8 protein-coding genes are annotated in these 20,885 nt (G+C 48.4%); 5 read left to right on the forward strand and 3 right to left on the reverse strand.

The window, feature by feature from the left end:
- Window positions 1-46: 46 nt before the first annotated feature.
- Both arsC and uvrB read right to left on the reverse strand, forming a co-directional pair.
- Window positions 47-394 (reverse strand): arsenate reductase (glutaredoxin), encoded by a 348-nt coding sequence (gene arsC, locus WJT86_RS09330; protein WP_346337294.1) that lies wholly within the window; start codon window positions 392-394, stop codon window positions 47-49.
- Window positions 395-408: 14 nt separating this feature from the next.
- Window positions 409-2,979 carry an excinuclease ABC subunit UvrB gene (uvrB, locus tag WJT86_RS09335; RefSeq protein WP_346337295.1) on the reverse strand — a complete coding sequence of 857 codons (2,571 nt, stop codon included), beginning with the start codon at window positions 2,977-2,979 and terminating at the stop codon, window positions 409-411.
- A 257-nt stretch (window positions 2,980-3,236) separates the two neighbouring features.
- On the opposite strand from uvrB, the gene WJT86_RS09340 reads away from it, so the two are divergent.
- From WJT86_RS09340 to WJT86_RS09360, 5 genes are all read left to right on the forward strand, one after another.
- Window positions 3,237-5,156, forward strand: a complete 1,920-nt coding sequence (locus WJT86_RS09340) for an FUSC family protein (protein WP_346337296.1) — start codon at window positions 3,237-3,239, stop codon at window positions 5,154-5,156.
- 128 nt (window positions 5,157-5,284) lie between these two features.
- The gene (locus WJT86_RS09345) at window positions 5,285-6,487 is read left to right on the forward strand and encodes a pyridoxal phosphate-dependent aminotransferase (protein WP_346337297.1); all 1,203 of its coding nucleotides are present in this window, start codon (window positions 5,285-5,287) and stop codon (window positions 6,485-6,487) included.
- A 492-nt stretch (window positions 6,488-6,979) separates the two neighbouring features.
- Window positions 6,980-11,725, forward strand: a complete 4,746-nt coding sequence (locus WJT86_RS09350; RefSeq protein WP_346337298.1) for an autotransporter outer membrane beta-barrel domain-containing protein — start codon at window positions 6,980-6,982, stop codon at window positions 11,723-11,725.
- Window positions 11,726-12,011: 286 nt separating this feature from the next.
- Window positions 12,012-16,100 (forward strand): autotransporter outer membrane beta-barrel domain-containing protein, encoded by a 4,089-nt coding sequence (locus WJT86_RS09355; protein WP_346337299.1) that lies wholly within the window; start codon window positions 12,012-12,014, stop codon window positions 16,098-16,100.
- A 448-nt stretch (window positions 16,101-16,548) separates the two neighbouring features.
- A complete protein-coding gene (locus tag WJT86_RS09360) occupies window positions 16,549-19,926 on the forward strand; it encodes an autotransporter outer membrane beta-barrel domain-containing protein (protein WP_346337300.1) in 3,378 nt (1,125 codons plus the stop codon).
- Between the two features lie 43 nt (window positions 19,927-19,969).
- Here the strand turns inward: WJT86_RS09360 and WJT86_RS09365 are convergent, their stop codons facing one another.
- A complete protein-coding gene (locus WJT86_RS09365) occupies window positions 19,970-20,749 on the reverse strand; it encodes an SDR family oxidoreductase (protein WP_346337301.1) in 780 nt (259 codons plus the stop codon).
- Window positions 20,750-20,885 lie beyond the last annotated feature (136 nt).

The following is a 20,885-nucleotide window of genomic DNA, read 5'->3' on the forward strand; positions in this document are numbered from 1 at the left end:
AGGCTTCAATAGCCAAAGACCCATTACCCGTTATTTTTACCTGTCATTAGATAAGCTCTTCAACCAGTTCTGCTGGTCGGCAAAGCTTTGCTCCTTTATCTGATACGACAATTGGCCGGTTCAGCAAAATGGGGTGTTTTGCAATTGCTTCAACCAGCTCATCATCGGTCAGTGCGTCATTATCAAGACCAAGTTCGTCATAAGGAGTGCCGCGTTCCCGGATGATGTCCCTGACTGGAACTGAGAGGTGCGAGATCAGCTTATGCAGATCATTTTTGGTGAGAGGGGTCTTGAGATATTCGATAACCGTGAGCGAAACACTGGCATTCTGGAGGCGCTCAAGAACTTTCCTTGAGGTTCCGCAAGCAGGGTTATGATAGATTATCGTTTCCATAATGAGCTCTCTGTTCACTTCTTCCGTTTCGGAGGAGGGCGGGATGCAACAGGGCGCTCCCGGTCTGTTCCTGGCCCCATATCATCCAGATCAGGCTTGGATATTCTAGATGACTTTGGTGGTAGGTTCGCACGTTTTCCGTAGCTTCTTTCACCCTTGTAGCTTCCGGCCTCTTTCTCAACTTCACCTTGTGTTGCCATTGGGTCTTCCGAAATGGCGAGTTCGGTCGCTTCAAGGCGGCGAAGTTCATCACGCAGTCTGGCTGCTTCCTCAAACTCAAGATTGGCTGCAGCTTCACGCATGCGTTTGTCGAGATCGGCAATAACCGTCTTGAGGTTATGGCCCATTGCGTTATTGCCACTGACAAGACCCGTGTCGACTTTAACGTGGTCTCGCTCGTAAACGCTATCGAGAATATCCGAGATATTCTTGCGGACTGATGCAGGCGTAATACCGTGCTCTTCGTTATAGGCAACCTGTTTTTCACGACGGCGGTTGGTCTCGGACATCGCCCGTTCCATGGAACCGGTAATATGGTCTGCGTAGAGGATAACCTTGCCATCAACGTTACGGGCTGCGCGGCCAATCGTCTGAATCAGTGATGTTTCAGAACGCAGGAAGCCTTCTTTATCGGCATCGAGAATGGCTACAAAGCCACACTCTGGAATATCAAGTCCCTCACGTAAAAGGTTAATGCCGACGAGCACATCGAATGCACCAAGGCGTAGGTCGCGGATGATCTCAATACGTTCAATCGTATCAATATCTGAGTGCATGTAGCGGACGCGAATGTTGTTTTCGTGCAGATATTCCGTCAGATCTTCAGCCATTCGTTTGGTGAGTGTCGTGACAAGGGTACGATACCCCTTGGCGGTGACCTCACGAATTTCACCCAGCAGATCATCAACCTGTGTTCTGGCCGGGCGGATCTCCACGGGTGGATCAATCAGACCGGTCGGACGAATAACCTGTTCTGTGAAAACACCACCTGTTTGTTCCATTTCCCATTTACCCGGTGTTGCGGATACATGGACGCTCTGAGGACGCATGGCATCCCATTCCTCAAAGCGCAGAGGACGGTTGTCCATACAGGAAGGCAGTCGGAAGCCGAATTCTGCCAAGGTTGCCTTGCGACGGAAGTCACCGCGATACATGCCGCCAATTTGTGGAATCGTCACATGGCTTTCGTCCGCGAAAATAAGAGCATTATCCGGGAGGTATTCAAACAGGGTAGGTGGTGGCTCACCCGGGCGTCGACCTGTGAGATAGCGGGAGTAGTTTTCAATGCCAGCACATGAACCTGTTGCTTCCATCATCTCCATATCGAAGACGGTGCGCTGCTCCAGCCTTTGTGCTTCGAGGATACGGCCCATGCCATTGAGTTCTTTCAGGCGGGCTTTCAGCTCCTCTTTTATGCTTTTAACAGCCTGCTGCAATGTTGGCCTTGGCGTCACATAGTGAGAGTTGGCATAAACTTTGACAAACTCAAGGTCATTTTGTTTCTGTCCGGTCAGAGGATCGAACTCGGTAATCGATTCAACGTCATCACCAAACAGCGATATCCTCCATGCCCTGTCTTCAAGGTGGGCTGGAAAGAGTTCGATTACGTCACCACGAACACGGAATGTGCCGCGGGCAAAATCATTCTGGATACGTTTATACTGGAGGGCAACAAGATCGGCGATCAGCTGTCTTTGCTCAATCCTGTCTCCGACCTGTATTGTAAAGCTCATGGCCGTATAGGTTTCGACCGAGCCAATACCGTAAATACAGGAGACTGATGCAACGATAATGACATCATCGCGTTCCAGAACAGCACGGGTTGCTGCGTGGCGCATTCGGTCGATCTGTTCGTTGATCGAGGATTCTTTCTCAATATACGTATCAGAACGGGGTACATAAGCTTCTGGCTGATAGTAATCGTAATAGGATACGAAATACTCGACAGCATTATCCGGGAAGAAGCTTTTGAACTCCCCATAAAGCTGGGCCGCCAGTGTTTTATTCGGTGCCAGAATAAGCGCCGGGCGCTGGGTCTCCTCAATGATCTTGGCCATTGTGAAGGTTTTACCGGAACCCGTGACACCAAGCAGAACCTGATCGCGCTCACCGTTATTGATACCCTCAACCAGTTCCGCAATTGCTGCTGGCTGGTCACCGGAAGGCTCGAACTCAGATTTGAAAAAGAAGCTTTTACCGCCTTCTGACTTCTCAGGACGCGGTGGGCGATGCGGTGTCCAGAGCTTGCCATTCTTGAACAGCGGATTACCATCGGTTAGCAGCTGCGTCAGGGCTGCTACTGTTGCTGAAACACCATCTCCTGCACCCTCTGCCGGTGCCAGTTTGAATTTGCGGGCAAGGGCCGGGTCGACCTTAGGGGCTTTGACGGGTGTCTTCGCTTCGAAAGCAGCTTGTGGCTGTTCGGATAATCCTTGCGATTGTGCCTTGTTCTTTTTCTTCTGCTCTTCCTGCTGCTCTCGTTCACGATTCAGTGCAGGATTGAGCAGTTCCGCCAGATGGTGATCAAGCGGTTGCAGATCTGGTTTTGATGCTTTTGAGCGGGTCGGTTTGGGTAGTCTTGCCATAGTAGGTATATGGTCCTTCTCGTCCGCAATAAAAAGCGTAAGCCTCAAAAATTATTACATCCGCCAGAATAGGCGGATTCGTCAATGTTGCCAATTCGTTCTTGCTATTGGAAGGGGAGAAGTACACTTCTGCTGCGGAAAGTCGAAATTTGCTGTTGAGTAGGGGTGTTCGTTACTACAATAAAAACTGTATCAGTTTTCGACTGATGTCTTCTTTACCTCTCCGCCAACTTTATCCTACGGATCATTTTCTTCGGATGTCTCAAGCTGTCTTGAAAATTGTTTCTGCCTTTGATCGTTCCAGAGTGCTTTATGCTGCACGCTTGGCATTGGCGTCTGTTCTGGCTTTGGCCGTTTCAACATTGCTTGGGCTTCAGAATGCCTATTGGGCAGCCATGACGGTTTGGATTGTTGCCCAGCCAACACGTGGCATGATGATTGAACGCAATTTCTATCGTTTAATCGGAACGGGGATTGGTACAGCTATTGCCTTCCTGGTGCTGAAACTGACAGCCGAGCCTGTCTATGTGGTCTTCTCACTATGTTTGGTGATTGTTGTCTGCACGGGTATTGGGAACCTTGTTGCCAGCTCGAAAAGTTATGGTGTGCTGCTGATTGGCTATACAATGGCCATCGTCATTCTGCCGGATATTGGTGATCTGTCACATCCGCATGATTTACCCTGGGCACGTGTTCTTTCAACAGTGCTTGGTGTTCTGATTTCAATGCTGGTCAGTGCGCTCTTTGCTCCGCGTTCACCGCGTGCTGCCTTTGCGCGTCGTTCACGTGCTGCAGGTGCTGACACGATAAACTGGATTGCTGATGCGTTGTCACAAAAGCAGTTTGTTGAGACAGAACGGAAACTTATTCAGGAAATTGCCGAGATAGAGGCAACCATTGATGCTGTTGCTGCCGGTTCTCCTGAAGCGCATAAGCGGATGCGGTTTTTGCGGGTATTTCTGCTGCAACTGATCAATGCCATGGCTATTGCCGCAACTTTATCGCACAGGAAACTTATTAAAAATGGGGAAGGGCGTGCCATTGCTCAGGTGCTTCACCAACTGTCTGAAAGACTCGCAGCAGAAGAAAACCATCAGGTTTCTGATGAAGCTCTGGTAAAGGTATGTGAAGCTGCCTGTCAGAGCAGCCCAGAAGATCGTAACATTATAAATGCACTTTATTCTGCTCTCAAAGAGGCAATAGATGCGCTGGATGATTTTACACGCGATGCCTCTTCGCTTGAGCGGGTGGAGTATGCATTACATCGGGATATTCCCGGGGCATTACGGGCGGCACTTCGGACATTTGTATCCTTTGCATTTATTGCCACTATATGGCTTGTGACGGGTTGGCAGGGCGGACCTTATACCCTCATGGGGATGGCAATCTTTCTGACTGTTTTTTCCACTTTCCCTAATCCGCAGAAAGCACTTCTAGGTGTCTTTTACGGGACTGTCGTCGGTACTGCCGCTGCCCTGATCTGCCGCTGGCTGATGTTGGAATTCGCAACCAGCTATATGCATGTACTGCTTATTCTGGCACCTTTCATTATTATTGGTGCGCTGGCCCGTGTTTATCCGCCGACAGAAAAACCGGCCATTGATTATGGTATGTCCCTGTTTGTGACCTGTCAGCCGATGATGCCGCTGCATGGCGGGATGGAGATTTCATGGTCTATCGGCTGGTCCATGACCATTGCCATTATCATTGTGATTATTGCATTCCGTTTTATCGTTCCGGCCAAGGCTGCCTTTCCCGGGCGCGATCTGGAGCATGCTTTTATTGATGATCTTAAGATTTTGGCATCTGGCCGTCGGGCAAAAGATACAGGCAATCGCCTGACACGAATGTTACATCGGTCAATGCGGCTTGCCTTACTGGCAGGACCTCAGCGCCGCTCTCAACTGGAAACAGTGGTTGCTCCGATTGCTATAGCGCATGCCATTCGCCAGCTTCAGGCTGATATAGCCAGTGGGAAATTCTCTCAGGATGAAGAGAAAATCTGTCGCCAGCTTTTGCAGCTTATTTCGGCTAAGGATAATAATTTCAAGACAATGCCTCAGCAGATAAATAATCTGCGGCATGAATTACTTTCACAGAACGTACCGCCTGAACTGCTGGCAACGATTGATGACATTCAGTATGGCCTCAAACGTGCGCAGCTGGGAACAGAGTGATTGGCTGAAAGCCCAATTGTCGCATGGTTGTTTTTCTGAGAAATTATGGAATAGTTTTCCTTGCCTGTATTCATACAGTGCTTTAATAAATGATCGTTCATCAATCTGAAAATACAAGAGGTCTTACCATGGCTTTTCTGTCCGATGCTCTGGCTCGCATCAAGCCGTCTGCAACTCTGGTCGTGACACAAAAAGCGCGAGACCTTAAAAATCAGGGCCGTGACGTTATCAGCCTCTCGGTTGGTGAGCCTGATTTTGAAACACCTGAACATATCAAAGAAGCAGCTATTGCTGCCATTAAGCGTGGTGAAACGCGTTATCCTCCCGTTCCCGGAATTCTGCCACTTCGCGAGGCCATTGTTCGCAAGTTCAAGCGTGAGAATAATCTTGATTACAAGATTTCCCAGATTCTGGTCGGTACCGGTGGGAAGCACGTTCTGTTCAATGCTCTGATGGCGACTGTTAATTTTGGTGACGAGGTCATTATCCCAGCGCCTTACTGGGTGTCTTACCCTGAGATGGTTTCTGTTGCGGGTGGTACGCCTGTTTTGATTGAAACAACGATGGAGCATAACTTTAAGCTCCAGCCGGATGTTCTCGAAAAGGCTATTACGCCAAAGACCAAATGGGTTATTCTCAACTCACCGTCCAATCCGAGCGGTGCTGCCTATACCCATGACGAGATGAAGAAGCTGACGGATGTGCTGCTGCGTCATCCGAATGTCTGGGTTATGACCGATGATATCTATGAGCATCTGACATATGGCGATTTCAAGTTTGTAACACCTGCGCAGGTTGAGCCTGAGCTTTATGATCGTACTCTGACCATCAATGGTGTTTCCAAAGCCTATGCCATGACTGGATGGCGTATTGGTTATGCGGCCGGCCCTGAAAAGCTGATCAAGGCTATGGATATGCTGCAAGGCCAGCAGACATCGGGTGCATGTACGATTGCGCAGTGGGCTGCCGTTGAAGCCCTGGAGGGACCGCAGGAACATTTGGAAGTTTTCAAGAAGGCATTCCAGCGCCGTCGGGATCTGGTTGTCTCCATGCTCAACCAGTGCAAGTACCTGAAATGCCCAACGCCAGAAGGTGCCTTCTACGTGTATCCATCTTTGGCAGATGCCATGGGTAAGACAACGCCATCTGGTAAAGTTCTGGAAACTGACGAAGATTTCGTCTCAGAACTTCTGGAGGCAGAAGGTGTTGCTGCCGTTCATGGTAGCGCCTTTGGTCTCGGCCCATATATGCGTGTTTCTTACGCCACATCTGATGCTGTCCTTGAAGATGCCTGCATGCGTATCCAGCGCTTCTGTGCTTCTTTGAAGTAACAATTTACACCATGTAATGCTGAACAGCCCGGAACAGGAGTTCCGGGCTGTTTTGTTTAAAATCTCTGGTACAATGATAATGGTCAGAGGAAACTCAATGATATTGAGGGATTATGTTGTTTTCATATTAACCAATTAATTCAGCATAGCTTATCGGAGTTTATATGTCTTTGTTTCGCGCTTGTTTCAAAAGCAATATAGACTTGAAGTTCAAGCTCTCCATTGGTAGCAAAAAATTCTAAAAAATAATGGAATTTTCAAAAAAATTGTATCAATCAAAATTAAAATTTGAATCAAAATATATCGATATATTGTGAAGATAAATTTTATATATTGCATAATTAACGACCAGTTAACTATAATAAACATATTCAATAATAATTCCTTCAAGAGATTCGCGATGCTTCTCATGACCGAAAACCGAAATTTAGAGCCAGCATCATAATTTAAAAAAAAGCAGTGATGTAGGCTGATCTAACGGGGCAACTGAAAATGAAGAAGTTGTTGGGAGGCTCTCAGGGCTTCTGTTTGCGCTCTATCATTCGTGCGCATTCAGTAACATTTGCAGCTGCTACGGTTTTTTCGTTTGCCGTACAGGTAGCTTCGGTAGATGCTTATGCCCTTACAATTAATAATGGGGCAATCGTGACTGTACCTGGAGATTATCCATCTAACTGGGCACCTAATGAGGGCCTAGCTGTTGGTGGTAGTACTGATGGAACACTGATTGTTGAGAATGGTGCGAATGTTTCCATTTATCAAGGTGGCTTTAATATTGGTTTTGCAGCGGGTGGGATCGGGAAAGTCACAATAAGTGGTTCGGGAACTTCCTTGAGTATGAGCAGTACGACTGAGGTAAAGCTTCAGATGTCAGATGTACTCGGATCTCAGTCTTTTCTGACCGTTGATAATGGCGCATCAGTTTCTGCTGACTACTTTCTGGTTGGAGGTAGAGGCAAGGCTGAAGCTGTGTTTGATGGTGTTGGAACAACAGGCACTTTCAAAAAAATCATGGTTGGAAGTGGTGATTATGGCGGAACAGCTATACGCCCTGATACAACTGGAAGTCTTGTTATATCGAATGGTGCTAAAATAACGAGCACGACAGGGACTGTTGGCTTCTATTATGACTCGACGGCCTATGCGAGAGTTACTTCCGGTGCTGACTGGACAATGACCAGCACACTTTTGCTCTCTGGGGCCAACCCTGAGTTGGTTATTGATGACAAGGGAACCGTTACCAGTGGTAGTACTAGTGTTCAATCCGGGATTGTAACTATTCAGGATAGTCACTCCAAGCTTTCAACGGGCAGCTTTACTATAGGGTCCATAATCAGGTACAGCGCAATCCTGAATATTAAGAATGAAGGGACCCTATCCAGTAGAACAGCCCAAATAGGCAACTCCACTACCAATATTGATGGTGCTGGCTCTCAATGGATCAACACACAGGCATGGGTTCTGTCCGCGTTTGATAATAATTACGTTGCTGCAGTAAACCTTACCAATAATGCAAAATTGTCAACCGGCTCTGCCGTTATTGGCCAGAGTGCAGCTAACAGGGTTTATGGTACGCACATTGTTACGGTGAGTTCAGGTTCAACATGGACTAATAACAGCACACTGGTTGTTGGTGCCTATCAAAGCCAGTCCAGCCAGCTGATCGTGAACTCTGGTGGAGCGGTTACAACAGATTCTCTGACGATTGCAACAAGTGCTTTGAATGCAACCGGTACTGTGACAGTAACTGGTCAGCACAGCACTTTGACGGCAAATTCCATTATAGATATTGGGCGTGATAGTGGTGTCGGAACCCTTAATATCAGTGATGGTGGTATTGTCCGTAGTGTCAATGGTTATGTTGGTGGTAACAGAACAGTTGCAACTGGGATAACCAATATTGATGGTGCGGGCTCTGTCTGGATCAATACGGCAGATTTGTATGTCGGGCATACATTCTCAAGCGGTAGAGTTACCCTAACAAATGGCGCCCTGTTGTCTACTCGGGATGGCTATGTTGGTTACTCACTAAATAACACAGCCTTTAATACTGCTTCCGTCATAATCAGCAGTGGTTCCAGCTGGGTGAACAGTAACTCGTTTATTGTTGGATATACTAACCGTAATGCAGAGGTTGTCGTCGATACATTCGGCCAGATAAGCTCACAGATTGCAGTTGTCGGTTATACAAATGGTAAGGGAACGGTCACGATTGATGGTGTCGGTTCACAATGGACCAATGCTGATAAGCTTTCTATCGGTCAGACCGGCGGAACGGGTATTCTGAACATCCGCAATGGCGGCGTGGTTTCCTCTACTAACAGTGTTGTAGGTGATACACTTAACAGTATAGGTACTGTCACTGTTACAGGGCAGGGTAGTCTTTTGACCAATAGTCAGAAGCTGACAGTCGCCAACAGTAACAGTACCGGTGAGGTAAGTATTGCAGATGGCGGCAAGGTGGAAAGTGCTGCCGGTGTTATTGGTTCTTCAGCTGGCTCTGATGGAACAGTCAATATCGGTAGTTCTGTTTCAGGGGCTACTTCTACATGGCAAAATACTGGGGAGCTGATTGTTGCTGATGCTGATACAAGTAAAGGTATCATCAATATCTCCAGCGGCGGTCATCTGGAAAGCGTAACTGCCATTATCGGTGTCCAGTCTGGCTCTGATGGAACTGTCAATGTTGATGGAGCTAATGCCCTCTGGACGCTCAGTGATAAACTGACTGTTGCAGATGCCGGTACCGGTACAGTCAATGTACGCTCTGGTGGCCAGACAACTCATATCGATGCTGTTATTGGCGCTCAGGTAGGTGCTCAGGGTACTGTCAATGTTGATGGTTCAGGTTCTCTCTGGGCTACGATGAATGATCTTGTGGTTGCCGATGCAGGTCAGGGTGAGCTTAACATTACCAATGCCGGGCAGGTGAACAGCACCAATGCGACTGCCGGGCAGCAGGTCGGTTCAGAGGCAAATATTCTTGTCACCGGTAACAGCTCCACGTGGTCGAACACGGCTGATCTGACAATTGCCGATGCGGGTAAAGCGACGCTGAATATTGAGCAAGAAGGCTTTGTCAGCTCCGATAATATCCATGTGGGTCAGGCTGGTTTTTCAGAAGGTCAGGTCTTAATCAGTAACAACAGCTCATTGACGACAACGGCAGATATGCTGGTTGGTATTGCCGGTACCGGTCATATTGAGATCAGTTCTGCTGGTCGTATCCATAATGATGGGATTGCGTCTCTCGGTGTCGGGGCAGGTGGAACAGGCACGATGCTGATTACAGACAGTGGTTCCACATGGTCCAGTGATGGTCTTATGACTGTTGGTGTTGACGGTCATGGTGAACTCACTCTCCGCGATGATGGCGTTGCAAAACCGTCTGATGGTAAGCTTTATGTTGCAGTCAATAGTGGCTCAACAGGTATTATCAATATTGGTGCTGCTGCCGGTGAAGTTGCTGAGAACCCCGGTTCAACAACGGCTGCAACAATCCAGTTTGGTGATGGTGAGGGCCGTGTTGTCTTCAACCATACCTCTGATAACTATACATTCTCACCTATGATGAGTGGTGCGGGTGCTGTTGATGTCTATGCCGGAACAACGGTTCTGATGGCAGCCAATGATTATACCGGAGATACAACCATCTACAGTGGTACATTCAAGGCAGGTGGTGAGAGTGTTTTCAGTCAGGCTTCCCTGACAGATATCCGGACAGACGGAACACTTGATATGGCTGGTTATAACCAGACGATTGATCGTGTGAACAATGCCGGTTGGATTTACGTCAATACCCGGTCTGGCGCTCCAGGTAGCCAGCTGACAGTCGGTAACTATCGTGGTGACGGCGGCAACCTCCGCCTGAATACCGCACTTGCTGGCAATGACAGCCCGACAGATCAACTGGTGATTACAGGCTCGGCAACGGGTCAGACGCTTCTGCATATCAATAATACCGGTGGCATTGGTGGCTATACGACAGGTGACGGTATTATGATCATCAAGGCTGTTGGAGATGCAACCACATCAACTGATGCCTTCTATATGTTGGGCAATCGCGTTGCAGCAGGTGCTTATGAGTACAGTTTGCATCGTGGTGGCAGTGGTGGTGAGCAGAACTGGTATCTGCGCAATACACTTCCAGAAATAGAAACGACTGAAAAACCTGATTATCGTGTTGAATTCCCGCTGGCTGCTTCGATCATACCTGTTGCTCAGGAGTATGGTTTTGCGATGATCGGTACCCTGCATGCACGTGTTGGTGATTATGTTGTCCAGAAGAAGCTCGCGCCTGTCACAGAGGCGCGTATCATTCGCGGTGAGAATGATAAAAAGCAGGTTGCAATGGTTGAAGTTGCTCCTTCGGGAGACCGTCAGGACTGGTTTGAGGGAAGCTGGGGACGTCTGACAGGTGATCACGGAAGCCGTAAGGTCAATAATTTTGAACAGCGTGGTGCTGATTACGACTACACAATGGCGTCCCTTCAGGCCGGACTTGATATCTATGGCCGGGAAACGGCATCAGGTTCGAAGGATAAGGCTGGGGTATATGTTGGTTATGGTAAGGCCTCATCCAATGTAAACGGTGCTTACGATGGTGAAGCCGGTACCATATCGATGGATGCCTATACGGTTGGTGCCTACTGGACGCATTATTCCTCACAGGGCTGGTATACTGATCTTGTGGCCCAGTCGACCTGGTATAATACGGAGGCTAATTCGGTTCTTGGGCCGAAGCTCAAATCTGATGGACATGGTGTCGTGTTCTCAGCCGAGACAGGTTACAGCATCAAACTCTCCAACAGTGTGACGGTTGAGCCTCAGGCGCAGATTGCCTACCAGCATGTGTCTTTTGACAAGATTACGGATACATATGGCAAGTTCCTGCTGACAGATTCAGAGACGCTTCGTGGTCGTCTGGGTGTGCGCGCCACGAAGGAATGGAATGTTGGCACAGAAGCAAGCCCGCGTCTGATCAAAGGATGGTTACGCGCAAATGTCTGGCATGAGTTTATGGGGAACAGCAAGACAAGTGCAACCAACCTTCAGAACCTTGATCCTGTAACGGTCAAAACAAGCCTTGGCGGTACTTGGGGTGAGATCGGAGCTGGTGTTTCCGGTCAGGTCAGCGATAAGGCTTCGCTGTTTGTGACGGGGGCTTATAACCGCTTACTTGATAACAACGGTCGTGAAGCCTGGAGTGGTCGCATTGGTGTCAATGTGATGTGGTAGGGAAGCCAAAGCTTCAAGGTTAAATTTAAGAACACCGGGTATTTATATATTCGGTGTTTTTTTGACTTTAGAAAGGCGCGACTTATTTAAAATTTAATCCCCCAATATCATGCAACGTATAGTAGAATATTATGCCATATGCATTGAGTTTAAAATAAAAATTAAACAATTATTAACTATAAAATACATAAAAATTAATACAAACGACGATGATTCGAGGGGCGTTTAATTTCGGATCAAAGTTAAGTTTGAGCAGGAAAACATAATTCAGATGGATTGCCTAAAAATGTCTACTAAAACTGTTACATCTAAGTCTGCCGCTTTTCATATTAAATCCGTCTCAGTTATTGCGATAGCTGCTTTCATGCTATGCAGCCCGACTGTTCAGGCACAACAGATTATAGATGGTGGTACGACTGTTATCGTACCGAATGATCAACCGTCTCCATGGGACGTTGGGCCGACTGAGCTGATCATCGGAAATACGACATCCGGTCAACTTGAAATTATCAACGGTAGCGAAGTTATTAATAAGGATGGCTTTATTGGATATGAAGCAGGCTCTCAGGGCACTGTTATTGTAAACGGTCCCGGATCAACATGGAACAATGATCGTGAGAGCGATGATGGGTCCACGTATGTCGGACACTCGGGAACAGGCACTCTCACGATTGAAAACGGTGGGACTGTTTCAAATTTCTATGGCTATATCGGTTTCAATACAGGTTCGACAGGTACTGTAACTGTAACCGGTACTGATTCAACCTGGAACAATAATGCCAATATTTTTGTTGGCTATAATGGCAAAGGCTCATTGACCATCTCCAATGGCGCAACTGTTACCAGTGCGGACAACAGTTACATTGGCTGGGCTGCAGGGGCAGAAGGTGAAGTTCTCATAACTGGGGCTGGATCATCATGGACAGTAAATGCCGATGCTATGTCCATTGGATTCTTTGGCAAAGGCTCTCTTACTATCGCCGATGGCGGGAGTTTCACAACTGGTGAGGCCAGAGTGGGTACGGGTGTTGGCTCACAGGGAACCGCTCTGGTCACAGGTACAGATTCCATATGGACAACTGAGTATCTGTTTGTTGGCCATGAGAGCACAGGCGTCATGACCGTTGACGAAGGTGCAACCGTAACAGCCTCTAGCCGAATTATAGTCGGCAATACTGCAACCGGTACAGGAACTCTTTATGTTCAGAATGGCGCCTTGGTAGAAGCCTACAATGATTTCCTTGTCGGAGAACGAGGAAACGGCACTCTTGTTGTCACAGATGGTGGCATGATTACAAGTGATGAGGGTGCGGTAGGTAATTCTCAATTCAGCGTTGGTATTGCAACAATAAGCGGGGCAGGGTCCTCCTGGACTAATAACAGTACTCTGACTGTCGGCAGTTCGGGAGAGGGTACGCTTATTATTGAGGATGGAGCCACGGTTTCAAACGCAGACGGATATATTGGAGTCTCCGGTACTGGAAAAGGAAAAGTTGTTGTAACAGGCAATGGCTCATCATGGGAAAACGCTGGCAACCTTATTATGGGGAACTATGAGGACAGCCAAGGATCCCTGACCATCTCTGCCGGAGCAACTGTTACCAATAATGAGGCTTATGTTGCGCAGGGTGAGAACTCAAAAGCAGATGTTGTTGTAACTGGCAGTGGTTCAGTCTGGACGAATAACAGTGAGCTTTCTATCGGTATGAGACCGGGTAGCGTCGGAACACTTACCATTGAGGATGCTGGTACTGTTACAAGTACTGAAGCCTATCTCGCCCGGGAAGAAGACTCTACAGGTGTTGTCAGTGTCAGTGGTAACGGGTCTCTCTGGGAGGTTAATGGTAACCTCTTTGTGGGGGCTTACGGTAAGGGCACAATGACCATCGCTAATGGTGGTAAAGTCACAAGTTTTGAAAGCTATCTGGGAGAGTCAGAGCCAGCAACGGGAACTGTGACCGTTAGTGGCAATGGCTCACTATGGGAAAACAGTGGCGGACTGACCGTTGGCCTCTATGGCACGGGTAATCTTAATGTTACTGACGGTGGCACTGTCAAAAATGCAGAGAGCTTTGTCGGTGTAAATAATACAGGTACCGTTACTGTCAGTGGTGCAGGTTCATTATGGGATAATGACGGTGATCTTACCCTCGCAGTTTTCGGAACTGGTAATCTGACGATCGAAGGCAGTGGTGAAGTTCGGTCAGTCAGTGGTTACATCAGTAATGAAGTCGGTTCTACCGCGACGGTCAATATCAGAACTGCCGGTGTCTGGAATATATCTGACAATCTGATTGCCGGTGACAGTGGTAATACAGACATCACCATTGCTTCTGCTGGTCAGCTGAATAACGGAGGCACAGGTACACTCGGTGTCAATGCTTCAGCCATTGCCAGAATGACGATTACCGGTGCAGGTTCAGCCTGGAACAGTACGGGTGCAATGACGATTGGCGAAAGTGGTTACGGTGAGCTGACACTGACCGATAACGGGACTGCTAAAGCTGCTGAAGGCACATTGTATGTTGCTACGAATGCGGGCTCCACTGGTATTATTAATATCGGTGCTGCTGCAACAGATACAGCTCTTGCCCCTGGGCAGATTAGTGCATCTGAAATCCTGTTCGGTGACGGTGAAGGCCGTATTGTCTTTAATCATACCTCTAATGACTATACCTTCTCACCAATGATGACAGGTGCTGGTGCCGTAGATGTTTACAGTGGCACGACAATCCTGACAGCTGCCAATGATTATAGCGGCGAAACCAATATCTATAGTGGAATCCTGCAGGCAGGTGGTGTTGATGTCTTCAGCTCAGCATCAGCAACAACCGTTCATGCCGGCGGCACTTTAAGACTTCAGGGTTTCAATCAGACGATTGATACCATTGATAATGCTGGCAGTATTTACCTGAATACAAATTATGGAATACCGGGTGTTCGCCTGACTTCTACAAATTATAGTGGTCAGAATGGTATGCTCTACATGAATATTGCTCTTGGCGATAACAGTAGTCCGACAGATCAGCTTGTTTTGAAGGCCACAGGCTCTGCAACTGGTCTGACATTTTTAAACTTCACGGATGTTGGTGGTCTGGGCGGTTACACGACAGGTGATGGCATCAAGGTTGTCGATGCTTCAAGTGGTGCAACGACTGCTATGGGGGCCTTCATACTCGGTTCGCGCGTTGCGGCAGGTGCCTATGAATATGGGCTTTATCGTGGCGGTGAAGACGGACAGGAAAGCTGGTATCTGCGTAATACAGCAGAGGATACAGGAACGGTGCCGGGAATGCCCGGCGAACCGGAAAAACCAAACTACCGTGTAGAAGTTCCTCTGGTTGCCTCTATTCCGCCAGTTGCTATTGAATATGGATACTCCATGCTCGGTACCCTCAATGAGCGTGTTGCCCATAATTTTATTACCATATCTGAGCCTAAATTCGAGGAACGGATTGTTCGGGGCAAGAATGGTAAAAAGCAGGTCGTAAAGGTTGAAGTCAGCAGATCTGATAACCAGAAGTGGTTTGGTGGTGCATGGGGACGTATCATCGGTGATCGCGGTATTCGGGACAATAACAACTTCCAGTCCCACGGACCTGATTACAATTACACGTTTGGGGGCATTCAGGCTGGCCTTGATGTCTATGGCCGTGAAGCTGCTGATGGTTCAACTGATAAGGCTGGCATCTATGTTGGGTACGGCAGTATCAATACTCGCGTGAAAGGAACTTATACGGCTAATGCCGGTTCAATCGAAACGGATGCCTATACCCTCGGCGCCTATTGGACCCATTACTCCGCACAGGGTTGGTATACAGACGCTGTTATTCAGAATACCTGGTATTCTGTGGATGCCAAATCCTCCAAAGGGCAGAACCTGAAGCCGGATGGTTATGGTTTCCTTGCCTCTCTTGAAGGTGGTTACAGCTTTAAACTCGACAATGGCATCACGATTGAGCCACAGGCCCAGCTTGCCTACCAGACAACTTCATTTGATGATGTTAGGGATGCTTATGGCAAGTTCAGTATTGATAACGGTGACTCGCTGCGTGGCCGTATTGGCGTGCGTGTTGCAAAAACATGGAATGCAGGCTCTGAGGCGCAGCCACGTCTGATCAATGCATGGCTACGTGGTAACATCTGGTATGAGTTTATGGGTGACTCAAAGACGACAGTGACGAACCTTATGGGTCTTGACCCGGTTCCTGTTCACTCTTCACTGGGTGGTACATGGGGTGAGATTGGCGCTGGTGTTTCTGGTAAGGTGAGCGATAGAACAGCATTGTTTGCAACAGGTGCCTATAATCATTCGCTTGATAATAAAGGACGTGAAGCCTGGAGTGGTCGTATTGGTGTCAATGTGACCTGGTAAACCAAAAAGATATTATTGAGAAAGGCGCCTTTTGGGCGCCTTTTTTATTTATGAATGTCTTCCTGATTGTCGACAGCTGAGACCATGACAGGGAAGCCAGGGTGATGGGAAAACCGGAAATCAAACAGGCGCCTCCGTATCAATGTACAGTTAAATATTACTGGAACTGAAAATCGGTTTTTCCAGCCATTTTTGATGTTGTTTTAATAAAATAATAACGAATTATAATATTGTGGATTATTTATTATAAATATGTTGCGGTCTTAATTTGTGAAAACACAAGAATAATATAAATAATTCTTGAAGGCATAACTTAATGCCCGGAATATCTGGTCATAATTGGTTAACTGCTTTGGCGGCAATTCGTTGACCATTAACTGTCTCTATAAGATGGTAGGATTAATTTCTAAATCTAATTAGATAAATTCCTGCGCTACGGGGCATAAACATGGCTATCTTTTCTTATACAGCTTTCCGTCAGGATCGTACGGGGATCATCCGTTCACGTTCGGTTTCGTTCTCTCTCGCGATGATGCTGGCTCTTGGTGCTCCGCTGTTCACGCAGGATGCATGGGCTATTGATGCGGATACACTGGTGATCGGTGATACGGTTTTTGATCAGTATGGAAACCCGAAGGCCGGAAATACCAACAATCTGTCCATCAAGACCAATGAAACACAGAACGTGTTTCAGGATATGCACATTGGCCGTGGTTCTGTCGGTAACGGTAATGCTGTCATTGATGGAGCCAATGCTTCCCTGAATATTGGCAATGGTCTGTGGATTGGTGAAGAGGGCGGTGTCGGTATTCTGACGATTTCAGGCACGGCTGTTCTCGACGTAACAGGTGGTTCAACTTACCTCGGCAGTGGTGGTGGTGATGGTACGCTGAAGGTAACAGGTGCTGGAACGATATGGACCAATACGAATGCCATCGTTGTTGGAACGGATGCTTCATCAAAAGGTACGCTTCAGATTGAGGATAGTGCGGTTGTAACTGGCGCATCTGGCAGAGTTGGTGCCAGCAGTTCTGTCGTTTTGCAGAACCGTGGCGTGTGGAACAGTGGTTCGCTCTCTTCAGCCGGTAAGGTGGAAGTTCTGTCCGGCAGTGTGATCAATTCCACGAATGTGTCCCTGTTTTCCGGTGCTACGGCAGTTGTTTCAGGGGCTGCCGCTTCCAATGCAGCCATCGTTTCACAATGGAATGTCGACGGGAAGCTTTCCGTTGCATCTGACGGCAACAGTTCACTGACAATCTCCAACGGGGCAAAGGTCACAAGTGGAACTGCGAATGTTGGATTTTACAACCTAGACAACAGTGCCCCAACTACAATAGGTGGACAGGCTCGTGTTGTTGTTACGGGTAAGGGAACCGAGTGGAATATTACACAGGATACCGCTTCCCAGAATAACCTGACAGTCGGTACTGGCAATTCCTCAGCAAACGGTTTCAATACATATGGTTGGACAGGACATCTTGAGATTTCTGATGGTGCTGTTGTCAATGCAGGTAGAGGTAGTATCTATGGTAGTTTCACTATAGAAAATGCAGGTGCTGCAGACGAAAGAAGAGCCGGATATTATTCAGATGTTGTCGTAACAGGTTCTGAATCTGCGCTTACGTTCAGCAATGGTTTCAGTATAGGTTGGTATGGTGCTTTGTCTATTAGAGATGGTGCCAAAGTCAGTACTGTGAATGATGGTATATATTTTGGGCCTGCATCTGCAGAGGGGATACCGATAGCCCTGATTAGTGGTACTGGTTCTGAGTTGCGATCCGGTACCGGTATTGAAAATGATCAAGGTGTAATAACCGTTGCTGATGGCGGGCTGGTTTCTGTTCAGACACGGATTACGCTGGAAAGTGACATAGCAATTCTCAACATTGGTGCTGCTGCCGGTGAGGCTGCTGCCGCTTCTGGTAAAGTGGAAGCGCCGCGTATTGATGGTGTCGGTGGCCGGATTGTTTTTAACCATACCGACAGCAACTATGAGTTCGCTCCCCTGGTTGCCGGTACAGCCAATATGGATATCTACTCAGGTACGACGACCTTGACAGGTGCCAATACATTTGCAGGTGAGACAACGGTTTATGGTGGTATCCTGCGGGCCGGTGGCGAGCAGACATTCAGTGCGGCCTCTGATTTCTCGGTCAGGGATGGCGCAACTCTTGATGTTGCCGGCTTCAATCAGCAGATCGGAGCCCTTGATAACGCCGGTACTGTCTGGCTTAACCAGTCTCTCTCCCAGTCAAATGGTCTTTCACGCTCAGTCAGCCAGCCCGGAACAGTTCTGACAGTTGGTGATTATGTCAGTAATGGCGGTACAATTGTCTTTAATACCGTGCTGGGCGATAGCGCATCCCTAACAGATCGTCTCGTGATTGAAGGGGCTATCACCAATAATGCGACAACAAATGTTACAGTGGTGAATGCTGGTGGTCTCGGAGCCGCGACAACCGGGGATGGTATTCTGCTGATACAGACCAGCGGTCAGGGTGACAGTGCGATTGGTGTTTTCCAGTTGTCTGGTCGTGTCGCCGCCGGTGCCTATGAATACAGCCTGCTTCCCGGTGCGGGAAGTAATGCTACGAACCTTTATCTAACGAGTGCTCTTGTTGATACAGGCACTATTGATAATGGTGGAGGAACGGGAACAGGAACGATTACCACGAACGGTGGTAACAAGACAGTTGGTGGCAATTCTGGCAATAATGTCGCCTATACGGGTTCGGCTGTCCGTTCCTTTGCAATGCCGACCATCCAGAATTATCGCGTTGAGGTTCCATTGGCATCTGCCATTGCACCGATTGCAACGGAATATGGTTACGCCATGCTGGACACATTGCATGAGCGTGTCGGTGATATGCCGGTTATCCGTTCGCAGTCGGTTTATCAGGACCGTTATGTGAAAGATGCTTCCGGTAACCGGGCGGTAGCACGTAGTGCTGCATCATATGATAATAGAGAGCCGCAACTGTTTGCAGGTGGCTGGGCCCGCCTGATCGGTGACCGTGGTATTCGTGATGTCGGTAGCTTTGAGAAGCGTGGTCCGAGTTACGACTACACGTTTGGTGGTATTCAGGCTGGTCTTGATATCTTTGGTCAGGAGCAGGCCGGAACGGTTGATAAGGCTGGTGTCTATGTCGGATACGGCAATATCAGCGGTAACGTAAAAGCCGCCAACGGTGGCAAGGCCGGTGATATTAACTCTGATGCCTACACCATCGGTGCCTACTGGACCCATAAGGACAATGGCGGCTGGTATACCGATGCCGTGTTGCAGGGGACATGGTACGCGACAGATGCCAAATCTGTAAAAGGCCAGAAGCTGAAGCCGGATGGATTTGGTTTCATCGCATCACTTGAAGGCGGCTATACCTATGATATGGGTAATGGTCTGGCACTTGAGCCGCAGGCCCAGCTTGCTTACCAGAACACTTCATTTGGCAGCTTCAACGATGCCTATGGTCAGTTTAATATTGCCGATACGGATTCCCTGCGCGGGCGCTTGGGCTTAAGACTGAACAAGACATGGGCCAGTGGAGAGGTATCAAATTCCATGCCATTCTCAACCTGGGTTCGTGTAAACCTGTGGCATGAATTCATGGGGGATTCCAAGACGACTGTTTCCAACGTTTACGGTTACAACCCGGTTGCCATTTCCTCTTCATTGACAGGAACATGGGGTGAAATCGGTGTCGGTGCTTCAGGACAGATCAGCGAGAGCGTCTCCGTCTTTGGTACAGGCAGCTATAATCACTCGCTCGACAACAAAGGCCGCGAAGCCTGGGATGGCCGTCTCGGTGTCAATGTGAAGTGGTAAGCTTACGGTATGAAAAAAGGCGCCGGATCGGGCGCCTTTTTTGTCAGAATGTTCCCGGATAGGCGCCGCCATCCATGAGGATGTTCTGACCAGTGATGAAGCCGGCTTTGTCGCTGCAGAGGAAGGCGCATGTTGCTCCAAATTCCTCGGGGTTACCAAAACGGCCTGAAGGGTTCATTGCGCGTTCCTGAGTAGCGATGTCCTTGACAGAGAGCTTGGACATCCGGGCCCTGACTTCCAGTGTATGCTGTAAACGGGCCGTCTCAAATGGACCGGGGAGCAGATTGTTTATCGTGACGTTGTGGCGAACCGTCTTGCGGGCTATGCCTGCAACGAAACCTGTCAGTCCGGAGCGGGCACCATTGGATAGGCCGAGAATATCAATTGGGGCCTTAACAGCTGACGAGGTGATATTGACGATGCGGCCAAACTTCCGGGCAATCATCTGGTCAACAGTTGCCTTGATCAGCTCAATGGGGGTGAGCATATTGGCTTCAAGTGCGGCAATCCATTTATCACGATCCCACTCTCTGAAGTCGCCGGGTGGTGGGCCACCCGCATTATTAATCAGGATATCAGGTGAGGGGCAAACTGCCAGCGCCTGTTGACGGCCTTCGGGTGTTGTGATGTCGGCTGCAACGGTTTTGACTTCAACGCCAATGATGTCACGAATGTTCTGTGCCGTTTGTTCCAGTGCTTCTGCGCCACGGGCAACGATGGTGACAGAGACACCTTCTTGAGCAAGTGCAACTGCGCAAGCACGACCCAGGCCTTTACTGGCGGCGCAGACAAGAGCCGTTCTACCTCTGATACCAAGATCCATATTTGCCCTCCATATCAATTTATTCGGCAGCTAATAAAGCCCAGCTTAAAAGAGAGTTCTTGAAAAGGCTACTGCGTAAAAAACTATTCTGAACTGCGGCAATGCGCCTCGACAATAAAGTCTAAGAAAATGACTT

The organism is Hohaiivirga grylli (assembly GCF_039655745.1).
Lineage (GTDB): Bacteria > Pseudomonadota > Alphaproteobacteria > Rhizobiales > Beijerinckiaceae > Hohaiivirga > Hohaiivirga grylli.